This is a genomic window from Rahnella sp. BIGb0236 (assembly GCF_004364755.1).
GTDB lineage: Bacteria > Pseudomonadota > Gammaproteobacteria > Enterobacterales > Enterobacteriaceae > Rahnella > Rahnella victoriana.
In genome coordinates, this window is record NZ_SOAO01000005.1 from 201,181 (window position 1) to 223,450 (window position 22,270).

Annotated in this window: 18 protein-coding genes and 1 other annotated feature; of the genes, 8 read left to right on the top strand and 10 right to left on the bottom strand. The window is 53.5% G+C overall.

The annotated features are described in order from the left end of the window. Nucleotides 1-58 precede the first annotated feature (58 nt). Nucleotides 59-1,012, bottom strand: a complete 954-nt coding sequence (tal, locus tag EDF78_RS12580; RefSeq protein WP_095924596.1) for a transaldolase — start codon at nucleotides 1,010-1,012, stop codon at nucleotides 59-61. 274 nt (nucleotides 1,013-1,286) lie between these two features. Between tal and EDF78_RS12585 the strand changes: the two genes are divergently transcribed. Both EDF78_RS12585 and yaaA read left to right on the top strand, forming a co-directional pair. Next, nucleotides 1,287-2,714: an alanine/glycine:cation symporter family protein gene (locus tag EDF78_RS12585; protein ID WP_133823199.1), complete on the top strand. Its 1,428-nt coding sequence runs from the start codon at nucleotides 1,287-1,289 to the stop codon at nucleotides 2,712-2,714. A gap of 113 nt (nucleotides 2,715-2,827) precedes the next feature. Next, on the top strand, nucleotides 2,828-3,601 hold the full coding sequence (gene yaaA, locus EDF78_RS12590) for a peroxide stress protein YaaA (RefSeq protein ID WP_119822499.1): 774 nt from the start codon (nucleotides 2,828-2,830) through the stop codon (nucleotides 3,599-3,601). 66 nt (nucleotides 3,602-3,667) lie between these two features. Here yaaA and thrC read toward each other — a convergent pair whose 3' ends face one another. The 5 genes from thrC to EDF78_RS12615 all read right to left on the bottom strand — a co-directional run bounded on the left by thrC (nucleotide 3,668) and on the right by EDF78_RS12615 (nucleotide 9,432). Continuing rightward, nucleotides 3,668-4,957, bottom strand: a complete 1,290-nt coding sequence (gene thrC / locus EDF78_RS12595; protein ID WP_095924593.1) for a threonine synthase — start codon at nucleotides 4,955-4,957, stop codon at nucleotides 3,668-3,670. A 24-nt stretch (nucleotides 4,958-4,981) separates the two neighbouring features. Continuing rightward, nucleotides 4,982-5,911, bottom strand: a complete 930-nt coding sequence (gene thrB / locus EDF78_RS12600; protein ID WP_119822498.1) for a homoserine kinase — start codon at nucleotides 5,909-5,911, stop codon at nucleotides 4,982-4,984. A 1-nt stretch (nucleotide 5,912) separates the two neighbouring features. After that, nucleotides 5,913-8,372, bottom strand: a complete 2,460-nt coding sequence (gene thrA, locus EDF78_RS12605) for a bifunctional aspartate kinase/homoserine dehydrogenase I (protein ID WP_133823200.1) — start codon at nucleotides 8,370-8,372, stop codon at nucleotides 5,913-5,915. Between the two features lie 34 nt (nucleotides 8,373-8,406). Then, nucleotides 8,407-8,522, bottom strand: a sequence feature (Thr leader region). Continuing rightward, complete coding sequence (gene thrL / locus EDF78_RS12610; protein WP_071823645.1) at nucleotides 8,461-8,529, bottom strand: thr operon leader peptide; 69 nt, start codon at nucleotides 8,527-8,529, stop codon at nucleotides 8,461-8,463. (Overlaps the previous feature by 62 nt.) Before the next feature lie 216 nt (nucleotides 8,530-8,745). Next, complete coding sequence (locus EDF78_RS12615) at nucleotides 8,746-9,432, bottom strand: tRNA/rRNA methyltransferase (RefSeq protein ID WP_095924590.1); 687 nt, start codon at nucleotides 9,430-9,432, stop codon at nucleotides 8,746-8,748. 666 nt (nucleotides 9,433-10,098) lie between these two features. Between EDF78_RS12615 and arcA the strand changes: the two genes are divergently transcribed. Further along, nucleotides 10,099-10,815, top strand: a complete 717-nt coding sequence (arcA, locus tag EDF78_RS12620; RefSeq protein ID WP_013577079.1) for a two-component system response regulator ArcA — start codon at nucleotides 10,099-10,101, stop codon at nucleotides 10,813-10,815. A gap of 93 nt (nucleotides 10,816-10,908) precedes the next feature. Here the strand turns inward: arcA and creA are convergent, their stop codons facing one another. After that, the gene (creA, locus tag EDF78_RS12625; protein ID WP_095924589.1) at nucleotides 10,909-11,391 is read right to left on the bottom strand and encodes a protein CreA; all 483 of its coding nucleotides are present in this window, start codon (nucleotides 11,389-11,391) and stop codon (nucleotides 10,909-10,911) included. A 208-nt stretch (nucleotides 11,392-11,599) separates the two neighbouring features. On the opposite strand from creA, the gene robA reads away from it, so the two are divergent. Continuing rightward, nucleotides 11,600-12,463, top strand: coding sequence for an MDR efflux pump AcrAB transcriptional activator RobA (gene robA, locus EDF78_RS12630; RefSeq protein WP_095924588.1), 864 nt, complete (start codon nucleotides 11,600-11,602; stop codon nucleotides 12,461-12,463). 12 nt (nucleotides 12,464-12,475) lie between these two features. Here robA and gpmB read toward each other — a convergent pair whose 3' ends face one another. Then, complete coding sequence (gene gpmB / locus EDF78_RS12635) at nucleotides 12,476-13,123, bottom strand: 2,3-diphosphoglycerate-dependent phosphoglycerate mutase GpmB (RefSeq protein WP_095924587.1); 648 nt, start codon at nucleotides 13,121-13,123, stop codon at nucleotides 12,476-12,478. A 51-nt stretch (nucleotides 13,124-13,174) separates the two neighbouring features. Here gpmB and yjjX point away from each other — a divergent pair, with 51 nt between their 5' ends. Beyond that, on the top strand, nucleotides 13,175-13,708 hold the full coding sequence (yjjX, locus tag EDF78_RS12640; RefSeq protein WP_095924586.1) for an inosine/xanthosine triphosphatase: 534 nt from the start codon (nucleotides 13,175-13,177) through the stop codon (nucleotides 13,706-13,708). Nucleotides 13,709-13,735: 27 nt separating this feature from the next. Here yjjX and trpR read toward each other — a convergent pair whose 3' ends face one another. After that, nucleotides 13,736-14,071 (bottom strand): trp operon repressor, encoded by a 336-nt coding sequence (trpR, locus tag EDF78_RS12645; protein ID WP_095924585.1) that lies wholly within the window; start codon nucleotides 14,069-14,071, stop codon nucleotides 13,736-13,738. 56 nt (nucleotides 14,072-14,127) lie between these two features. Next, nucleotides 14,128-16,056, bottom strand: coding sequence for a murein transglycosylase (sltY, locus tag EDF78_RS12650; protein ID WP_133823201.1), 1,929 nt, complete (start codon nucleotides 16,054-16,056; stop codon nucleotides 14,128-14,130). A gap of 590 nt (nucleotides 16,057-16,646) precedes the next feature. Between sltY and EDF78_RS12655 the strand changes: the two genes are divergently transcribed. The 3 genes from EDF78_RS12655 (at nucleotide 16,647) to ettA (ending at nucleotide 22,260) form a co-directional block, all read left to right on the top strand. Next, the gene (locus EDF78_RS12655) at nucleotides 16,647-19,385 is read left to right on the top strand and encodes a cation-transporting P-type ATPase (protein ID WP_133823202.1); all 2,739 of its coding nucleotides are present in this window, start codon (nucleotides 16,647-16,649) and stop codon (nucleotides 19,383-19,385) included. 323 nt (nucleotides 19,386-19,708) lie between these two features. After that, nucleotides 19,709-20,389, top strand: coding sequence for a transcriptional regulator RcsA (rcsA, locus tag EDF78_RS12660; protein WP_095924582.1), 681 nt, complete (start codon nucleotides 19,709-19,711; stop codon nucleotides 20,387-20,389). Nucleotides 20,390-20,592: 203 nt separating this feature from the next. Beyond that, nucleotides 20,593-22,260: an energy-dependent translational throttle protein EttA gene (gene ettA, locus EDF78_RS12665; protein WP_095925274.1), complete on the top strand. Its 1,668-nt coding sequence runs from the start codon at nucleotides 20,593-20,595 to the stop codon at nucleotides 22,258-22,260. Nucleotides 22,261-22,270 lie beyond the last annotated feature (10 nt).

Here is a 22,270-nt window from a genome sequence, read left to right on the forward strand (position 1 = left end):
TATCGCAGGCACAAAAAAAGCGGCTGATTAGCCGCTTTTTGCTGAAACTGAGTGCTGATTACAGCAGGTCAGAAATCATTTTTTCCAGTTTGCCCTGATCGACTGCAAACTTACGGATGCCATCCGCCAGTTTGTCGACAGCCATTGGATCCTGGTTGTGCTCCCAGTAGAACTGAGGTTCATTCAGTGGCGCCGGACGTGGTTTGGTTTCACCGGAGAAGGACAGTTTGCGCTCCAGCGGGCCTTCGCTTTCTGCCAGCTCTTTAAGCAGCGCAGGGGCGATGGTCAGACGGTCACAGCCAGCCAGTTCGATGATTTCGCCGATGTTACGGAAGCTTGCACCCATCACGACAGTTTCGTAGCCGTGTTGTTTGTAGTATTCGTAGATTTCGGTCACAGACACAACGCCCGGATCTTCATTCGGCGCGAACTCTTTCTTATCGCCATTGGCTTTGTACCAGTCGAGGATACGGCCAACGAACGGAGAAATCAGGAACACGCCTGCTTCCGCACACGCACGAGCCTGAGCGAAGGAGAACAGCAGGGTCAGGTTACAGTTGATGCCTTCTTTTTCCAGTTTCTCTGCAGCGCGGATGCCCTGCCAGGTAGAAGCCAGTTTGATCAGGATACGGTCGTTGGTGATGCCTGCATCGTTGTAGAGTTTGATCAGGCGTTTAGCTTTCGCCACGCTGGCATCGGTGTCGTAGGACAGACGCGCGTCAACTTCTGTTGAAATACGGCCCGGGACCAGTTTCAGGATTTCCAGACCGATATTTACTGCCAGTTTGTCAGCGGCATCAGTGATCTGCTGGTCATGATCGCTGCTCTGGTCACGTGCCCAGGCGATAGCTTCGTCGATCAGTTTACGGTATTCAGGAATTTGCGCAGCGCTGAGGATCAGTGACGGGTTAGTGGTCGCATCCTGCGGCTGGTACAACTTCATTGCCGCGATATCTCCGGTGTCAGCAACAACCTGAGTCATTTGGCGTAGGGAAGTCAGTTTATCGGTCATTATGGCATATCTCATCGTTTGGACGTTTTCGTATAGGCATTTTCATGCCTTGCCTTTGGCTGATGATAACATGCAAAAAGCCAGGCGCAAGGCGCATATCACGGCATGCTCGGCTACGAACATCTATGGATTTCTCACCTTCTAAAACACACAAATTCAGCCAAAATGCATATGTTACCGGTTCGATAAAAAAGGTATGTTAGCCCTCCGAAGTGGTCATTGCCCTGAAGGAAAACCATAAAAACGATGAAGGGTAATCAACCAAGGATAACTCATGAATGATCTGCTGGATTTTTTCGACACCATTCTCTGGAGTTCGATCCTGATTTACCTGCTGTTTGGCACCGGCATTTATCTGACCTTCCGTCTGGGCCTGATTCCGCTACGCCGCTTTGCCCATCTGTTCTCCCTGTCCCATTTTGCCTCCAACCATGATCCGCGCGGCGTTTCCCCCTGGCGCATTTTGTGTCTGAGTCTGGCTTCGCGCATCGGGACCGGCAACCTGACTGGCGTCGCGATCGCCATTACGCTCGGCGGGCCGGGCGCCGTCTTCTGGATGTGGGTCATTGGCGTGTTCAGCATGGCGACCGCACTGATAGAAAATACGCTGGCGCAGATTTATAAAGGCATCGGGACCCGTGGAAAATTTCGCGGCGGTCCGGCCGATTATATGGAGAAAGGGCTGGGTATGCGCTGGATGGGCGTCCTGTTCTCGCTGCTGATGGTGCTGTCCTGCGGCTTTATTTTCAGCGCGTTACAGGCCAATTCCATTGCGCAGGCGTCTTTCCATCTGCTGCATGTTCCGGTGCTGACGACCGCCTGTATTTTAGCCTCGCTGGTCGCCCTGATGATCTTTGGCGGAATACGCGCCATTGTCTGGCTTTCCAGCTGGCTGATCCCGCTGATGGCCTTCGCATTTTTGCTGCTGGCCCTGTGGGTCATCGGCCATCACATTGAACAGTTGCCCCGCGTTCTGGCGCTGGTGTTTAAAAGCGCGTTCGGTCTGCAGGAAGCGGCCTCCGGCGCGCTGGCATACGGTGTCACACAGGCCATCACTCAGGGGATGCAACGCGGCGCATTCGCCAGTGAAACCGGGGTGGGTTCCTCACCAAACGCGGCGGCGATGGCGTCGGTCAGCCATCCGGCGGCCATGGGGTTTAACCAGATGCTGGCCGTGTTTATCGATACCGTGGTGATCTGCACCGCCACCGCGCTGATCGTACTGACCTCCGGCGTGCTGGATAATCCCGACGCGCCCTCGGGTATCCGGCTCATCCGGGAAGCGATCAGCCCGTCAATGCCCGGCTGGAGCCACATTGTGCTGGCGGTGCTGGTGTTCTCTTTTGCGTTCACATCCATTGCCGGTAACTATGTGTATGCCGAAAATAATCTCAGCTTCGTGCACCGTGCAGCGCCAGTTAAGCTGCTGATTTTCCGCCTGCTGGTGATTGCGATGGTGTTCTGCGGCTGTCTGATGGAACTGCAACTGCTGTGGAAACTGGCCGATATTTTCATGGCCCTGATGGCGATACTCAATCTCACCGCCTTACTGCTGCTGTCGGGCGTCGCGGTCAAGGTGGTGAAAGATTACGATCGCCAGCGGCGCATGGGGAAAACACCGGTGTTTAATCCCGATCATTACCCTGAATTACGCGGTCAGCTGGATCCGGGTATCTGGGATAAACGCCCTCCTCCGCGCTGATTTTCTACGCTTTTACCTATTGATATCATGCCTCCATCGTCGTGGCTTTTTTGCTACAGTAGGGCAACTCATCATTCCTGAATGTGAACCGTCACTGACCAACGGACGAGACTATGCTGACCATTATTTCACCTGCCAAAACGCTCGATTACGAAAGCCCGCTTGCGACAACGCGCTATACCCAACCGGAACTGCTGGATAAATCCAGCCAGCTGATCACCGTGGCGCGCAAAATGTCCCCTGCGCAGATCTCTTCACTGATGGGGATCAGCGATAAACTGGCCCATCTGAACGCCGAACGTTTCAATGACTGGCTGCCGGATTTCACGCCGGAAAATGCCCGTCAGGCGCTGCTGGCCTTTAAAGGCGATGTGTATACCGGTTTGCAGGCAGAAGATTTCAGCGAAAAAGATTTTGATTTTGCACAGAAACATTTGCGGATGTTGTCGGGTTTATACGGCCTGCTGCGCCCGCTGGATTTGATGATGCCGTACCGTCTGGAAATGGGTATCCGTCTGGAAAATCCCCGGGGCGCGAACCTGTATGCCTTCTGGGGCGAGTTACTGACTGACAAACTCAATCAGTTGCTCAGCGAACAAAAAAGCAAAGTGCTGGTGAATCTGGCCTCCGATGAATACTTCAAAGCGGTGAAACCGAAACGGCTGGAAGGCGAAATCATTAAGCCGGTGTTCCTCGACGAGAAGAACGGTAAATACAAAGTCATCAGTTTCTATGCCAAAAAAGCGCGTGGTCTGATGAGCCGCTTTATTATCAAGGAACGCCTCGATAAGCCGAAACAACTTCAGGATTTCAATCTGGAAGGCTATGCCTTTGACGAATCACGTTCGCAGGGCAATGAGCTGGTGTTTACCCGCCCTGAACGCTGATTTACCCGACCGACAGGCATAAAAAAGCCCTCGTGAAGAGGGCTTTTGCATTTCAGCTCACAGCGTTTATTCAGGCAGCGCCATCAGGAATGCGCGCATTTCGCTGAAATCAGCTGGCAGGTTGTGCGACAGCAACGGCAGGTCAGCGCGATCCGCCAGTTCTTTCGGCAAACCGATATCCTGATCCAGAATCGCTTCCACGCTTTCCTTAAATTTCGCCGGATGTGCGGTGCCGATAAACAGACCGAACTCGCCCGGTTGCAGCTGATCGCGCAGCACGCGGTAGGCGATAGCGGCGTGAGGTTCTGAAATATAACCGATATTCGCCAGCTCACGCATCGCGTCTTCGGTGGTGTCATCGCTGACCGCGCCGAAGCCCAGATCTTTCAGCTGCCAGGTTTTACGGCGATAGAGTTCTTCCACGCGCGGCCAGTTGTTTGGCTGGCTGACATCCATCGCGTTCGACAGCGTCGCAACGGTTTTCTTCGGTTCCCACTCGCCGTTTGACAGGAAACGCGGCACCGTGTCATTGGCGTTGGTCGCTGCGATAAAGCGTTTCACCGGCAGGCCGAGAGATTTCGCCAGCAGACCGGCGGTCAGATCACCGAAGTTACCGCTTGGCACAGAAACTACCAGCTGATTGCGCGCTTCCTGCGGCAACTGGGCCACCGCTTCAAAGTAGTAACAAATCTGCGCCAGCAGACGGCTGATGTTGATGGAGTTGGCCGAGTTCAGCTTCAGCGCATGTTTCAGTTCTTCATCATCAAACGCCTGTTTCACCAGCGCCTGACAGGCATCAAAGTCGCCGTCGATGGCGACAGTATGGATGTTGCCGCCAAGGGTACAGAACAGTTTTTCCTGCAACGGGCTGATTTTTCCGCGAGGATAGAGGATCACCACACGGACATTCTTCAGGCCGTGGAAGGCATGCGCCACTGCCGCACCGGTATCACCGGACGTTGCGGTCAGAATGGTCACCGGCTCGTCACCTGAAACCTGAGTCAGGATCTGCGCCATGAAGCGGCCGCCGAAATCTTTAAAGGCCAGGGTCGGGCCGTGGAACAGCTCCAGACAGGCAATGTCTTCTTCTACTTTGGCAACCGGCGCCGGGAAGGCAAACGCATTTTTCACGCGCTGATGTAACTCTTCTTCCGGGATCTCATCGCCGATGAAAGCAGAGAGAATACGGCTGCTGCGGGTGACGAAATCCAGTTCCAGCAAGCGGTCGATTTCAGTCAGTTCAAACTCAGGCAGTTCCAGCGGGAAGAATAAACCCTGCTGTTTTCCAAGACCTTGTTTGACGGCCTGAGCAAAGCTGACCTGCTCGTTGTGATCCTTCAGGTTGTACAGTTTCATTAGTTATCCCAATAAATTATCGAGTTATCCCAATACCCGCGCGCCCGCGGTATCAAGACGACAAATATGAACAAAGCCTTCGTCATTTTGCAGATAATGCGTCTGCAACCAGTCAGCCATACGTTTCGCTGTCGCGCTGTCGTTACATACTGCAAACAGCGTCGGGCCGGAACCGGAAATCCCGCACGCCAGCGCACCAATTTCTTCTGCGGCACTGCGCGCTTCGGCAAAGCCCGGCAGCAAACGGGTGCGGTAAGGTTCAGCAATCACATCTTTCATCAGTTTCGCGGCCAGCGCCGGTTGCTGCGTATGGCAGGCGTGAATAAAGCCTGCCAGATAGCGTCCGTGGCTGATGCAATCCTGACGGCGATACTGTGCGGGTAAAATAGCGCGCGCTTCCGCGGTCGAGACTTTAATCCCCGGATACGCCATCACCCACAGCCAGTCGTCAAAACAGGGCACGTTCTGGCTGATGATATCGTGCTCTTCCAGCATCAGCTGAATGCCGCCCAGGTAGCATGGCGCCACATTGTCGAAATGCACGCTGCCGGAAATACGCCCTTCCAGCTCGCCCATCAGCAACAGCATCTGGTTTTCATTCAGCGGCTTACCGCAAAATTCATTCATCGCCATCAGACCGGCGACCACCGAACAGGCGCTGGATCCCAGACCGGAGCCAATCGGCATGTTTTTTTCCAGCGTCATCGCCACCGGCACTTCCCTGCCGATTTCCTGACAGAAACGCTGCCAGCACTGATAAACGATATTGTCTTCCATGCGGTCAGGCAGTTTGGAGACAAACTTGCCTTCGTTTTTCAGACTGAATGCTGTGGCCGCTTCCACGGAAACACAGTCGCCCAGCAGCGTGCCATCCACCGGAGACACCGCTGCGCCCAGAACATCGAAGCCGACGCTGACGTTCCCGATTGAAGCCGGGGCATACACCTTAACCATATTAAACTCCTAACTTCCATGACAGCGTTCTCAAAAGATCGGCAAACACACCTGCCGCCGTCACATCATTACCGGCACCGTAGCCACGCAGAACCAACGGCAATGGCTGATAATAGCGGCTGTAAAACGCCAGCGCATTCTCCCCATTTTTTACTTTATAAAGCGGGTCATTACCATCGACGGCATCGATTTTTACTTTGCACTGACCGTCTTCGATAGCCCCGACATAACGCAATACTTTCCCTGCGGCGGTCGCCTCTGCCACACGCTGCGCAAATTCAGCATCCAGTTCCGGCAGACGCGCCACAAAATCGTTCACTGAGCCTTCTGAATTGAAAGACGGCGGCAGAACAGATTCCACATCGATATCGGTCAGTTCCAGTTTGTAACCGGCCTCACGCGCCAGGATCAGCAATTTACGGGCGACGTCCATACCGGACAGGTCATCACGCGGATCCGGTTCGGTGTAGCCCATCTCCTTCGCCTGCAAGGTGGCGGCAGACAACGACATGCCTTCATCCAGCTTACCGAAAATGAAGGACAGCGAGCCGGACAGAATACCGGAGAAACGCACCAGTTCATCACCGGCATTCAGCAGGTTTTGCAGGTTCTCAATGACCGGTAAGCCCGCGCCGACGTTGGTGTCGTAGAGGAATTTACGGCGTGAGCCATCCGCCGCTTTACGCAGCTGATAGTAGTAATTCATGGAGGAAGTGTTGGCTTTCTTGTTTGGCGTCACGACGTGGAAACCGTCGGCCAGGAAATCGGCGTATTGATCGGCCACTTCCTGACTCGACGTACAGTCAACGATCACCGGGTTCAGCAGGTGATACTCTTTCACCAGACGGATCAGACGGCCCAGATTCAGCGGCTCTTTGGCGGCACCCAGCTCATCACGCCAGGTTTCCAGCGCAATGCCGTGCACGTTGGTCAGTAACGCGCGGGAGTTGGCGATACCGCAGACGCGCAGATCGATATGTTTGGTTTTCAGCCACGCCTGCTGACGGCGGATCTGTTCGATCAACGCCCCGCCGACACCGCCGACGCCAATCAGGAAGACTTCGATCACCTGATCGGTATTGAACAACATCTGGTGGCTGACACGCACGCCGGTCGTCGCATCGTCATTATTGACGACCACGGAAATGGAACGTTCGGAAGAGCCCTGCGCGATCGCCACAATATTGATATTGGCGCTCGCCAGTGCAGAGAAGAATTTCGCCGAAATACCGCGCAGTGTGCGCATACCGTCGCCGACCACGGAAATAACGGCCAGCTTCTCCATCACATCCAGCGGCTCCAGCAGGCCGTCTTTCAGCTCGAGGTAGAATTCGTCTTCCAGCGCTTTACGGGCGCGCTCCAGCTCGCTCTGCGGTACGCAGAAACTGATGCTGTATTCGGAAGAAGACTGGGTGATCAGCACCACGGAAATGCCTGAACGGGACATCACCGCGAACACACGCGCCGCCATGCCGATCATCCCTTTCATTCCCGGACCGGAAACGTTGATCATCGCCATGTTGTTCAGATTAGTGATGCCTTTCACCGGCGTGTTGTCGCCGAGGCTTTCGCTGCCAATCAGGGTGCCCGGCGCCTGCGGGTTGGTGGTGTTTTTGATCAGGCAAGGGATCTGGAACTGAGCAATCGGCAGGATGGTACGCGGGTGAAGGACTTTCGCCCCAAAATACGACAACTCCATCGCTTCCTGATAGGACATCGATTTCAGTAAGCGGGCATCCGGCACGGTGCGCGGGTCACAGGTATAAACGCCGTCGACGTCGGTCCAGATCTCGCAACAGTCGGCGCGTAAACAGGCGGCCAGCACGGCGGCAGAATAGTCGGAACCGTTGCGTCCGAGCACCACCAGTTCCCCCTGCTCGTTACCGGCAGTGAATCCGGCCATCAGCACGATGTGATCGGCAGGAATGGCGCTGGCGGCGATGCGGCGGGTGGATTCGTTGATATCTACGGTGGATTCGAGGTAATGCCCCTGCGCGAGCAGTTTTTCGACCGGGTTAATCACGGTGACGCCAAAACCTTTGGCACGGAACACCGCTTCCATGATGGCAATAGACAGTTTTTCGCCGCGACAGATGATGGAAGCATTGACGCTGTCCGGGCATTGCCCCAGCAGGGTGATGCCATGCATCAGCTGTTTCAGCTGAGCGAATTCATGATCGACGAAAGCTTTCACTTTCGGTAAATCAAAGCCGGGCTGGGCGGCTGCGAGACCGGTGATCAGCTGACCAAAAATGTTTTCTGCATCACTCATGATGGTCTGAATGTCCTGTCCTGCGACAGTTCGCTCAATCATGGCGACCAGATAGTTGGTGATTTTGGCAGGCGCGGATAATACCGTCGCGACCTGTCCCTGACGCGCATTGCTTTCCATAATGTCCGCAACCCGCAAGAAGCGTTCTGCGTTTGCTACCGAGGTCCCGCCAAATTTCAACACTCGCATTTCTGGTTCTCTCCTGAAGCTCTCGTTAAAAGGTAAAAAAAAAGCCCGCACTGGTTAGGTGCGGGCTTTTTTCTTTTTCCTGTACGCGTCAGCCCGCCCCGTTACCTGTGGTATCGGTGGTGGTAATAATTGTTGTGTTCAGGCTGATGATTCGCATTTTTATTTTCTGTCTGTCTTTAGGTTTGTACTCTGTCTGCCTCTATTAGCTAAAGCATAAGGCACAATAAGTCAATTTTTTTCTGTTTTCGCCCGGTTTATCACGCGCAGAATCAAAGGGGTAATGCTCTGCCATCGCAACCCATTCCAGTGGAATCGCCAGGCCTGCGCATCACTCACCGGATATCAAACTGTCGCTGCAAAGATTCCCCTCACATCATTGGGTCAGCTTTTTTTCGATGTCATGCAGCAAAGTATGCAGCATCGCCGCGTCCCGTTGCTGCAACAGACCCAGGCGCTGATGCAGCCAGTCGGACAATTTCTGGTCATCTTCTGCCCCGACATTTTCCAGTAAGCGTCCGACCCGCGCACGCAATGCGGACAACTGTCCGGCTTCGGCATTTTCAGGTTTGGCTGACGTCACCTGGTTAAGCGAAGAGAGCTGATAGCAGAACACCATCACCGCCTGGCCGAGATTGAGCGACGGATAATCCGCCACCATCGGCACGCCGGTCAGCACGTCGGCCAGTTCCAGTTCCTCATTGGTCAGCCCGGAATCCTCGCGCCCAAACACCAGCGCCGCATGGTTCACCCATTGGCTTTTCTCTTCGAGCTGCACCTGCAGTTCCTGCGGCGTGCAGTAATAGTGAAACTTCGCCCGGCTGCGCGCCGTCGTGGCTACCGTGAAATCGATACCGGCCAGGGCTTCTGCCAGCGTGTCGAAATGCAGGGCATTTTGCAGGATCTCCTGGGAGCCGTGAGCGACCCAGCCAGCTTCCGGCTTGAGGTGCGCTTCGCTGTCAACAATCCGCAAGGAAGCAAAACCCATGGTTTTCATGGCACGGGCTGCCGCACCGACATTTTCCGGCCGCGCCGGGGAGACTAAAATAATATGAAGTTGCATATCGCGCCTTTGCAGGGAGAGGGAAGAATTTGTCGCCTGTATTTCAGCGATGAAATTTTATCCTGTTTCAGACCTATTCATCGTTTATATTCTTCACAAGAACTTAACAGTCTACTGGATATATTCCTTTATTTTATCGGAAAAGCTTAGCCGGCAGGTAAAAAAGCTGCTGGCGCGGTTAAGCACATTTCCTTAAAAAATTAGTCATTATTTTTCATATGGATATATAATAATGACCTATACAGATTTTGCATTTATCTTTCGTTTCATGAGGATTTGCTGAATCGTGTACAATAAAGGCCGAAATGTGACTCAAGCGTGCATTCTTGTAAGTGTTTTTCACTGTTCTGTTACCGTGCTACAATTGAACTTGATATATGTCAACAAACCGTAATTTTGTTGGGTGGTAATTTCGGCACTCGCTGTTATATTGCTGTTAATAGGGTTAGGATATGCGCCGCTTTAGGACCCCGTGGAACTGCAGAAAGTGGAATCCCTGACCGAGCTTGCGATGTTGTTGCCGTTGATGGAAATTGCATCGAGAACGCGTTTACGTACTTTAGTCATGTAACGAGTGAGATGGCCAATAAGGCATCATAATTCATTGGGATAACAAGGACTTCTGTACTCCTATTTTCTATTTGTTGGCAATCTTAGGTAGCAATCATGCAGACCCCTCACATTCTGATCGTCGAAGACGAGTTAGTGACACGTAATACGTTAAAGAGCATTTTTGAAGCAGAAGGCTACATGGTACATGAAGCTAATGATGGCGCTGAAATGCACCACATTCTGTCCGAAAATGACATCAATCTGGTTATCATGGACATCAACCTGCCAGGCAAAAACGGCCTGCTGCTGGCACGCGAACTGCGCGAACAAGCCAGCGTTGCTCTGATGTTCCTGACCGGCCGCGACAACGAAGTTGATAAGATTTTAGGTCTGGAAATCGGCGCTGATGACTACATCACCAAGCCATTCAACCCGCGTGAACTGACCATCCGCGCCCGTAACCTGCTGTCCCGCACGATGAACCTGGGCACTACCGGTGAAGAACGTCGTCTGGTTGAAAGCTACAAATTCAATGGCTGGGAACTCGACATCAACAGCCGTTCACTGATCAGCCCGCAAGGCGAACAGTACAAATTACCGCGCAGTGAATTCCGCGCCATGCTGCATTTCTGCGAAAACCCGGGCAAAATCCAAACCCGTGGCGATCTGCTGAAGAAAATGACCGGCCGCGAACTGAAACCGCATGACCGTACCGTTGACGTGACCATCCGTCGCATCCGTAAGCATTTCGAAGCTACGCCGGATACGCCTGAAATCATCGCCACCATTCACGGCGAAGGTTACCGTTTCTGCGGCGATCTGGAAGACTGATACAGAAGGTTGCCAACCGCTGTGTAGTCGATGTGATCCAACGTTAAAGGCCAGCGAAAGCTGGCCTTTTGTTTTGTGCATCATGCTGAAAATTCAGGGTGCGCTGTGCGCCCACGGAATAATCGGCACCGCGCTGAGCGCATTTTTCGGTGAGCCATCGACGACTTTATCGGAATAGCTCAGGTAGATAAGCGCGTTACGTTTTTCATCATAAAAACGCACCACCTGCAGCTTTTTGAACACCAGCGATGTCCGTTTCTGGAAAACCACGGTGCCCTTATCTTTCCCCTGCTTAATCTTGTCACTGAGATCAATAGGGCCGACCTGCTGACAGGAAATCGCCGCATCCGACGTATCTTCGGCCAGACCTAATCCGCCCTTAATTCCACCGGTTTTTGCGCGACTGATATAACAAGTTACATTTTTAATATCAGGATCATCAAAGGCCTCGACCACGATTTTGTGGTCTGGACCGAATAACTTGAAGACCGTATCGACAGACCCGACCTGCTCTGCCTGTGCTGCTCCCGAACAAAAAGCAAACATCCCAAAAACAAAAATCCAACATTTATTCATTAAGTTACTCCACGTCATGAGCATGACGTTGTTTTCTAAAGAAACCCCAATCAGAAAGCGTGTATTCACACTTTCGGAATGAAATACTCTGTAACACCTGTAAATAGCACAGATAGCCAAAAAATTCTTAGGAAGTCTTCTCAGGAAAAAGTTGTTATTATGCCGCCCATCATTCTGTGCATTTATCTTAGTTCAACGAGGACGATCTATGGATCAAGCAGGAATCATTCGTGACCTTCTTAGCTGGTTAGAAACCCATTTAGACCAGCCCTTGTCACTCGACAATGTCGCAGCCAAGGCCGGCTATTCCAAGTGGCACCTGCAGCGCATGTTTAAAGATGTCACTAATAATGCCATTGGCGCTTATATTCGTGCCCGCCGCCTGTCAAAAGCGGCTGTCGCTTTACGCCTCACCAGTCGCCCGATTTTAGATATCGCTCTTCAGTACCGTTTTGACTCTCAACAGACGTTTACCCGGGCGTTCAAAAAACAGTTCGCGCAAACGCCGGCCTTATACCGTCGTGCTGAAGACTGGCATTCCTTCGGTATCTGCCCGCCGATCCGTCTGGGTGCCTTCATTTTGCCGCAGCCTGAGTATATCTCGTTGCCGGAACAGCATCTGGTCGGCATGACGCAAAGCTACGCCTGTACGCTGGAGCAAATCACCACCTACCGCAACGAGATGCGTCGTCATTTCTGGCGTCAGTATATCGGCGAGGCGAAAACGCTGCCGCCGATCCTTTATGGCCTGCACCATTCGCGTCCAAGCCAGGAAAAAGATGACGAGCAGGAAGTATTGTACACGACTGCACTGGAAGCCCAGCATCTGCCGGAAAACGTAGAAGGTCAGCCGATTGTGTTGCAGCACGGTGAATATGCCATGTTCCATTACAATGGCACGCCGGAGCATTTGCAGGAATTTATTCTGACGTTGTACAGCACCTGTCTGCCAACATTAAAACTGACCCGCAGAAAGGGACAGGATATCGAACGCTTTTACACGAATGGCCGTGCCCCCGGCACGACGCCAACCGAATTACAGTGTGATTACCTGATCCCTATCCGCCGCTAACGCCTTCTGGCGTTAGCGTTGCAACTCGTCTAACGCGGGCAAATCAAGATGTGAGACATCGCCCGCCGTTTCAACAATCCAGCCATTCGCCAGCCAGGCGCTTTTCTGGTGATCGACACGCGACAGTGAACAGTTACGCAGACGCAGACGGCGCTCCGCATACGCCGGTAATCCGAGGATCGTGCTGATCAGGCAACCCAGCGCGATGCCGTGGCTGACCAGCAGCGGTTTGCTTCCCGGCGGTAAATCCAGGCAGCTGTCGAGCGCGGCACGCATACGCGCGGCCAGTTCGGTCATGGTTTCGCCTTCGGGGATACGCCCTTTCGGTGAGCCATCGACCATCTGCTTACGCCAGCCTTCTTCCTGTTCCGTCAGGCCATCCAGAATACGTTCTTCCAGCACCCCCATATGCAATTCGCGCAAACGCGGCTCATTGATGACTTCACAGCCACAGGCATCAGCGATAATCTGCGCCGTGTGGCGGGTACGTCCTAAATCACTGGTGATAACGTGAGTGATCCCTTCATCGCGCACGCGCTGAGCAACCTGACGGGCCTGATACAGACCTTTTGCTGTCAGCGGGCTGTCTGACTGCCCCTGAATACGGCGTGCGGCGTTCCATTCTGTTTCGCCATGACGGACGAGATATACCTGTAACATGAGTGTTTTCCGTTATACTGCGTGAAATTTGCTAAAGGATGCTAAAACTCTATGTACCATGTTGTCGCTGCAACCACTAACCCGGCAAAAATTAAAGCTATCGCCATGGCTTTTGAAGATATTTTCGGCGCTGAGGCATTTCGCATTGAAGGCGTTGACGTCGACAGTGGTGTTCCCAGTCAGCCTATCGGCAGTAATGAAACCCGTACCGGAGCACGCCACCGCGTAATCGGCGCACGTCAGGTTCGTCCCGAAGCAGACTTCTGGGTCGGCGTGGAAGCGGGTATCGAAGACAATATGACCTTCGCGTGGATGGTGATTGAGAATATGCACCAGCGCGGCGAATCCCGTTCAGCCAGTTTAATGTTACCTGAAATCATTTTACAGGGGATCAACCAGGGCAGTGAACTGGGGGATGAGATGGAAAAACTGACGGGTATCGCAGAAGTGAAACGCAAAGGCGGTGCTATTGGTGTCTTTACCGCCGGTAAACTGACCCGCACCAGCGTCTATCATCAGGCACTGGTTCTGGCTCTGGCGCCTTTCCATAATACGGTTTATCAAACCCGCGCCCAGACCCATTGAAATGAATGAAAGACAGAAACGGGCGCTTCAGTCGTCCGTTTTGTCTGTCAGCAGTTGCTCACCCAGCCAATCCTTCAGCGCAGCCGGTGCCGTTTTCAGGCCATTGGATCCGCGTGTAATCGTCGCGATGCCTGCACCCAGCTGGCTTTTCAGCTCACGCTGACTCATCTCTCCCCGCATCAGCTCCTGAATAATGCGCACCCGCGTACCCAGCGCCGCACGTTCGTCGGGCGTAAGCAGCAGTTGCAGCAGATCCTGATGCAGATTTTCAGCAAAAGATTGCTGTAGCAGTGCCAGAAAGCACTGCCAGTCCTCATTGCCTTGTTGGGAAAGAGCAGGGTCAGTGATTGGTCGTTGAGTCATGAGAAGGCTGCCATACTATTAAACTAGTACAGCAGCTTACCATAAACGATCCGGGATCAGTAACGCCTCTGCCATTCAGCATCGGTCAAAATCTTGGCCGGTTGATGTAAAAAATAGCGATAAAACGCATCATATGCCAACACATTTTTAACATATCGGCGCGTTTCGGAGAAAGGGATACTCTCGATAAAGGCCACCGAATCCACCCTGCCCGCGCTGTTACCCAGCCAGGTATTCACGCGGGAAGGCCCGGCGTTATAGGCTGCGCTGGATAAAATACGGTTGCGGCCAAACATCTGATAGACATATTCCAGATAGCTGGTGCCGATGGTGATGTTCATTTGCGGATCCAGCAGTTGCGCCGGATTGCTGTAACCCTGCAGACCAAACATATCCACGGTATGCTGCGCGGTCGCAGGCATCACCTGCATCAGACCCGACGCGCCGACCGGTGAACGGGCTTTCGGGTTCCACGCACTTTCCTGACGGGCAATCGCCATCGCGTAACTTTGCGTGATGCCTTTATCATTGGTGGCACGACGGAATTCATCCGGCCACGCCAGCGGGAAACGCTCTTCCAGATAATCCCACAGCTTGCCGGTAATGGTCGCCTGCACGCTGAGATCCGGCCATTTCTGTTCGAAGGCATACCGCGCCAGTGCCGACTGCTGGGATTCCGTGCGGCTGCTGACCAGATAGCTCCATTCGGTACGCGCCAGATTGTCCATCTGCCAGTACATCAGTTCACGAACGCGCGCCACTTCCGGCAGTTTCGCAATGCTGGCATCAGGCGTCGCAGCCACAGAAATCTGCATCGGATAGGTGACGTTCAGCTTTTGCGCAGCGGCCATCGGATAGAATCCGCGCCCCTTCATTAACGTACGCAACATCGCTTCACCCTGCGTGCGCTGACCCTTATCGATCATCACCGACGCACGCCAGTATTGCCATTCATCCGCCTGAAGCGCATCAGATGGCAAACGATCCAGCCACTGACTCAGCCCCTGACGGTCGCCGGCTGCCAGCGCCATGCGGATACGGCGCTCAACAAGCGTGGTGGAATGGCTGCGCAAAATGACGTTGTCGCGCCATGCTGCCTGCTCCGGCGTGGCATCGCTGCCCATATAACGCCAGGCCACGGCTTCTTCCAGATCCAGACGCTCGCTGTCGCTCATTTCCTGTAAACGTGCCAGCACCGGGATCATCGAACGGGCATTATCCGCATCGTCACGGGCGATACGGGCGAAGGTAATGCTGGTGGCGTTGCGGGTAAAATCGGTCGGACCGACGCCGCGCGCAAAGCTTTCAATGGTATTCGGGTTGTTTTGCAGATCCAGCAGCGCATCGCGCATGGTCTGATAATCCGGCGGTAACTGCTTCGCCAGATAATTCACCAGATTGGTGTTGCCGGTTTTCATCGCCAGACCGATACGTTGCAGCGTGGTCAGCGCGGTCTGATTACCTGCGCCCTGCCAGACGGAAAACAGTTTGTCGCAGGTATTGGGCAGCGAGGTGCCGGTCAGCCAGATGTCTTTCGCACCGTCAAACGCGGTTTTCTGATCGCCCGTCGCCCATTTGGCGTAATAGTAGTTACAGCGCGCGGCGACCGGTTTCGGCGGCTGCGGGCTGAAAGAAAGCAAACTGTTCCAGTCCTGACGGCGTGCCAGTTCATTCACATAACGGGCAGGCAGGGATCGTGCGGGCGGCAATGTCGGGTTCGCTTTGACAAAAGCATTCACCTGCGACGGCGTCGCGTCAGCCAGATCCTGCGTCAGTTGCCGGTATTCCAGATAAGGATAAAGCGGATAATCTTCCAGCGTGGGCATCAGCTGGCTGACGACATCCAACTGATTGTTATCCCACGCCTGTTTAATCTGCATATAGTGCTGACGTTGTGCGTCCAGCGAGTCAGCTTTCGCCACGCCCGATACCGTTACCAGCAATACGCTCATTGCCAGAGAGTGCCATTTGTCCACCTTGACCATACTTACCTTTATCCTCACGGGTTGTGCCGAAACTGTTCTGCATTGTGTAGACAGCCACTACGCTAATCGATTCATTTTTAAAATTGAAGCGATGCGGGGACGGCATCACAAACTTTACACAGTGTGGTGCAAGCGACGGGCAGTTACCAGACAGCGGCAGATCTATTTTCTGTCACAGAACGTCGCGGCGGAGATCATTTTCAGTGCGGAATATCCGCAATTAAATAGCGGGTATTTCCCGCTATTTGACAGTTAATTAGCAGCCTTACTATTTCAGTAAAAATAACCACACTGACAAAACTCAGCTTTATTTACGTCTCTTTACGTTGATATTTACTTTCTAAACAAATGTTAAATAACATGTAAATAATAACGAAATTCCTAATGCATTTATCAGTATGATTTTAATAGACATTTATTATTAAACTTAACGCAACAAAGTATTTATTGGCTCAGATCAAATTTATTACCGGATAAGTCTTTATTATCAGAGTCTATTGAAAACATGTTTTATTTGATATTCGCTATTTCACCGTCCGGATTGAAATAAATATTAATAGCGCACTTGTTCATCGCTTATGGAAAAGTATATGACTCATTCACGTTCATCTGTAAAAACGAATGCCAGCCCTTCCTCATCGGTCAGGGCAGAAAACAAAGCCTGGTATCAGATCAGTGGTAGTGATGCCATGCAACGTCTGGATACCGGCGAAAATGGCCTGAGCCAGCAGGATGCCAGCGCGCGTCTGAATGAATATGGCCCGAACGCATTGCCGGAAAAAGCCGCCAAAAGCGCGCTGATGCGTTTTCTGGCGCACTTCAATGACGTCCTGATTTATATCCTGCTCGCGGCTGCGGTGGTGACCGGTGCCATGGGGCACTGGGTTGATACGCTGGTGATCCTGGGCGTCGCCGTCATCAATGCCCTGATTGGTTTCCTGCAGGAAAACAGCGCCGAGAAGTCGCTGAAAAGTATTCAGAATATGCTCTCCAGTCAGGCCGTGGTGGTGCGTGACGGGCAGGTGCAGACCATTAATGCCGACCAGCTGGTGCCCGGCGATATCGTGCAACTGCGTCCGGGAGACAAAATTCCGGCGGACCTGCGCATTGTCAGCGCGCATAACCTGCAGGTCGAAGAAGCGATCCTGACCGGTGAATCCACCGTGGTGGTCAAAAATGCCCGGACCATTGACGATGAAGTCATGATCGGCGACCGCCACAACCTGCTGTTCTCCGGCACCATGATCAGTGGCGGCACCGCAACCGGTGTGGTGTACGCCACCGGTAAAGACACCGAACTGGGTCATATCAACCAGATGATGTCGTCGATTACGCCACAGCGCACCCCGCTGTTGCAGCAGATCGACAAACTGGGCAAAGGCATTTTCGCCCTGATTCTGCTGATGATGGCATTCCTGTTTGTCTTCGCTTTCATCCTGCGCGATATGCCGCTGGGCGAACTGCTGCTCTCGTTAATCAGTCTGGCCGTCGCCTCGGTTCCTGAAGGCTTACCGGCGATTATCTCGATTATCCTGTCGCTGGGCGTGCAGTCGATGGCGCGCAATCACGCCATTATCCGTAAGCTGCCGACGGTGGAAACCCTCGGTTCCATGACCGTGATCTGCTCGGATAAAACCGGCACGCTGACCATGAACGAAATGACCGTGAAAGCCGTCATTCTGGCCGACCGCGCGTATCAGGTAGAAGGTGAAAGCTACCAGCCGAAAGGCCGGATTGTTGACGCGCAAACCCGGAAACAGATTGATGTCATCAATACGCCGGTGCTCAACACCTTCATCACCGCCGTGGATTTGTGCAACGACAGCCAGCTGATGCAGGACGACAAAGGCCACTGGGGCATTACCGGCGGGCCGACTTCCGGCGCGCTGAAAGTGCTGGCCGCCAAGTCCAGCCTGAATATCGGCAAAGTCGAACCGCTGGATAAAATCCCGTTCGATTCTAAGCACAAATACATGTCCACGCTGCAACGTATCAACGGCAAAACCCGTCTGTTCGTGACCGGTGCGCCGGATGTGCTGTTCTCGCTGGCTGCGTTTGAACTGACCGAAGACGGCGTGCGCCCTTTCCGTCGTGAGTACTGGGAAGAAGAGATGGCGCGCTACGCCCGTCAGGGTCTGCGCATGGTGGCGGCGGCGCTGAAAGATGAGCCGGAGATCGACGGCGACCTGAATCACCGCCATCTGCAACAGGGTCTGATTTTTGCGGGTATCGCCGGCATGATGGATCCGCCACGCCCTGAGGCTATCGATGCCATTACGCAGTGCCAGCAGGCCGGGATCCGCGTGAAGATGATCACCGGTGACCATCAGGAAACCGCCATGGCCATCGGCAAAATGTTAGGGATTGGCAACAGCGGCGACTCGATCACCGGTTACCAGCTCGAGCACATGGATGACGCCGAACTGGCCGTCGCGGCCAGCCAGTACGACATCTTTGCCCGTACCAGTCCTGAGCATAAATTGCGTCTGGTCAAAGCCTTGCAGGATAACGGCGAAGTGGTCGGCATGACCGGCGACGGCGTTAACGATGCGCCTGCGCTGAAACAGGCGGACGTCGGTATCGCGATGGGGATCAAAGGCACCGAAGTCACCAAAGAAGCCGCTGACATGGTGCTGACCGATGACAATTTTGCCACCATCGCCAGCGCGGTCAGGGAAGGTCGTCGCGTTTACGACAACCTGAAGAAAACGATTCTGTTTATTCTGCCGACTAACCTCGCGCAGGGGCTGCTGATTATCCTGGCAATTCTGGCCGGAGCGGTCATTCCGCTGACGCCGGTTCAGATTTTATGGATGAACATGGCGACGTCGACCACGCTGTCGTTCGGTCTGGCCTTCGAGCCGGGTGAAAAAGGCATGATGCGCCGCCGTCCGCGCGCGCCGGGTCAGCACGTTCTCGACCTGCATGCGGTCTGGCGCATCGCGTTTGTCGGTATCCTGATTGCCTGCAGCGCCTTCGTGCTGGAAGCCTGGATGCAGCCACGGGGCTACAGCAGCGATTTGATCCGCACCGTGCTGTTGCAGACGCTGGTTACCGCGCAGTGGGTGTACATGTTTAACTGCCGCGTGATGGACCGCTTCCCGCTGACCCGCGAAGTGTTCGTTAACAAAGGGTTGTGGATTGTTTCCGGCGTGCTGCTGCTCCTGCAACTGGCGCTGATTTACCTGCCGGTGATGAACCAGCTGTTCGGTACCGTGCCGATGCCGCTGAAATTCTGGGGCATTACGCTGGTGGTCGGTGCGATGATCTTCGTGATTGTCGAAATCGAGAAGTGGCTGGTTAACCGCTTCATTCGCAAGAAAGTCTGACCTTTTCCTGCCGCCGGGTGACCTTGTGTGACCCGGCGTTTTACGATAAAAAACATCATCATTCTGAAACTTTAGCCTCTCCCGCACTCAATTCGTCTCAAAGATCTCACAAAACGTCCCAAAGCCCGTTCTGCTGATTTACATCAATCCTTTACCCCCTTATTACTCTCTCCAGGGCTATCCCTTTTCACAGCAATGTTAGTTTTGCCGATGACCGGCAACTTTTACGGGAATGTGCCCCATCGCGACACGGTAAGTTTTATAAAAACGAGCTCTCTGGCTGTTTTGCAGTCAAACAGAGGCCAAAAAATAGGTAAAAAACAATGTCATCGCTCATTGTAGATAAGTGCTATTACACACAGCTGGCATTGCATTCGCTTTTGCAATTAAACGGACAACACCCGAAAGACATTCTTTCGCTTAAGGACATCAATGAACTGCAAGCGACATGCAATTCCCTGACGCCTGAAATCATCTTCGTGAATGAAGATTGTTTTACGTCGGATGCGCAATCCGGCCACGCCCTGCGTGCCGTGATCGACGCGCATCCCGGCACACTGTTTTTTGTTTTCATTTCCAAAGAAAACCTGAATTATCAGAACTATGTGCCGATCCGCAAAAACATCATTATTTTGTCCAAATCCATCCGGACGACCACCATTTATCAGCTGATCGCCCACAATCTGCATCTGTCACGCTCGGGCGATAACGGACTGCCGCTGGATCTGACCCCGGTCAGCCTGAGCCGCACCGAGTCCAGCATTCTGAAAATGTGGATGTCAGGGCTGAACACGGAAAATATTTCCCAGCACCTGAATATCAAACAGAAAACCGTGGCCTCGCATAAAGGCAATATTAAGCGCAAGGTAAAAACCCAGAACAAACAGGCGATTTATCATGTGGTTAAGCTGACGGACATCCTGACCTCAGGGATGTTTGTGGGCCGCATTCAGCCGCTGCGCCCCACCAGCGAGCCGGATGAATTCACGGTTCCTTTCGGCTGATTTTTCTCCCTTCTGCGGCTGGCCGGTCACATTCTTGCCTTACTGTGAACCTGATGGTTGGGAACCCGACTGAAACACGCTAAACTTCCCAGTCGGAACCCTTATCAGTCATGCCGCAGTCAGGCGGGGCTGGCTTTAATTTGCCGCAGCGCCTGCCCTTCGCAGACAGCGCGCGGCCCGCAGAGAAAGAGGCTCAAAACAACGTGGCTCAATACGTATATTCCATGCATCGCCTCGGCAAAGTTGTTCCGCCGAAGCGTCATATTCTTAAGAACATCTCCCTGAGTTTCTTCCCTGGCGCCAAAATCGGTGTTCTGGGTCTGAACGGTTCAGGTAAATCCACCCTGCTGCGCATCATGGCCGGTATCGATACCGACATCGAAGGTGAAGCACGTCCGCAGCCTGATCTGAAAATCGGTTACCTGCCTCAGGAACCTCAGCTGAACATGGAACACACCGTGCGTGATTCCGTGGAAGAAGCGGTATCTGAAGTCGTTGGTGCCTTAAAACGCCTTGATGAAGTCTATGCACTGTACGCAGAGCCGGAAGCTGATTTCGATAAACTGGCGGCTGAACAGGGCAGACTGGAAGAGATCATTCAGGCACACGACGGCCACAACCTGAACAGCCAGCTGGAACGCGCCGCTGATGCGCTGCGTCTGCCAGACTGGGATGCAAAAGTGGCGACCCTCTCCGGGGGTGAACGCCGCCGTGTGGCACTGTGCCGCCTGCTGCTTGAAAAACCTGACATGCTGCTGCTCGACGAACCGACCAACCACCTGGATGCAGAATCCGTGGCCTGGCTGGAACGCTTCCTGCACGACTTCGAAGGCACCGTAGTGGCGATTACCCATGACCGTTACTTCCTCGATAACGTCGCCGGCTGGATCCTTGAGCTTGACCGTGGTGAAGGTATTCCGTGGGAAGGTAACTATTCCACCTGGCTGGAACAGAAAGACGAACGTCTGGCGCAGGAAGCCTCTTCCGAAGCGGCCCGCCGCAAGTCTATTGAGAAAGAGCTGGAGTGGGTTCGTCAGGGCGCGAAAGGCCGTCAGTCTAAAGGCAAAGCCCGTCTGGCACGCTTTGAAGAGCTGAACAGCACCGAATACCAGAAACGTAACGAAACCAACGAACTGTTCATTCCACCGGGTCCACGCCTGGGCGATAAAGTCGTTGAAGTGAAAAACCTGAGCAAGTCTTATGGTGATCGCGTTCTGATCGACGACCTGTCCTTCTCCGTGCCGAAAGGCGCGATCGTCGGCATTATCGGCCCGAACGGTGCCGGTAAATCGACCCTGTTCCGCATGATGTCGGGTCAGGAAGAAGCCAACAGCGGCACCATCGAGCTGGGCGATACCGTGAAACTGGCGTCTGTGGATCAGTTCCGTGATTCCATGGATAACAGCAAAACCGTGTGGGAAGAAGTGTCCGGCGGTCAGGACATCATGCGTATCGGCACCACCGAAATGCCAAGCCGTGCTTATGTCGGCCGCTTCAACTTCAAAGGTGTTGATCAGGGCAAACGCGTGGGCGAGCTGTCCGGTGGTGAACGTGGTCGTCTGCATCTGGCAAAACTGCTGCAGGTTGGCGGTAACATGTTGCTGCTCGATGAACCGACCAACGACCTCGACATCGAAACCCTGCGCGCACTGGAAAACGCCTTACTGGAATTCCCGGGCTGCGCGATGGTCATTTCCCATGACCGCTGGTTCCTTGACCGTATCGCCACTCACATCCTCGATTATCAGGATGAAGGTAAAGTCGAATTCTTCGAAGGTAACTTCACCGAATACGAAGAATACAAAAAACGTACGTTAGGTGCCGAAGCGTTAGAGCCGAAGCGCATCAAGTACAAAAAGATGATCAAGTAATCGTCCTGAC